This is a genomic window from Streptomyces silaceus, from assembly GCF_001419745.1.
GTDB classification, from domain to species: Bacteria; Actinomycetota; Actinomycetes; order Streptomycetales; family Streptomycetaceae; genus Streptomyces; species Streptomyces silaceus.
In genome coordinates, this window is sequence record NZ_LIRJ01000718.1 from 920 (window position 1) to 1,344 (window position 425).

Sequence of the window (425 nt, forward strand, 5' to 3'; positions counted from 1 at the left end):
GCGAGGCCGAGACGGTCGAGCTGGGCGCGGGTGCGCTCCTCGATGTCCCAGTCGTCGCCGATGACGGCGAAGTGCTCCTCGCCGACGTCACCGGACTCGACGGCGTCCAGCGCGCGGATGACCGCGGCGACGCCGAGCACCTCGGCGACCGTGAGATCGCCGGTGAGGGGGAGGCTCTGCGGGAGGTGGCCGAGCGTGCCGCTGACGGTCAACGAACCGGTGGCGGGGGTGAGTTCACCCGCGATCAGTTTGAGCAGGGTGCTCTTGCCGGAGCCGTTCGGGGCGACCAGGCCGGTGCGGCCGGTGGTCACGGTGAAGGACAGGTCGTGGAAGACCGGGGTGTCGTCGGGCCAGGCGAAGGAGAGATTCGAGCAGACGACGGCGGCGTCGGACATGGAAGTGACCTCGCGGGATGTGAGGGCAGA

Annotated in this window: 1 protein-coding gene; it reads right to left on the reverse strand. The window is 70.4% G+C overall.

The window, feature by feature from the left end:
* A partial coding sequence (locus tag AOK22_RS43660) for an ATP-binding cassette domain-containing protein (protein ID WP_244165295.1) occupies positions 1-395 on the reverse strand: 395 nt, incomplete at its 3' end.
* Between the last annotated feature and the right edge of the window lie 30 nt (positions 396-425).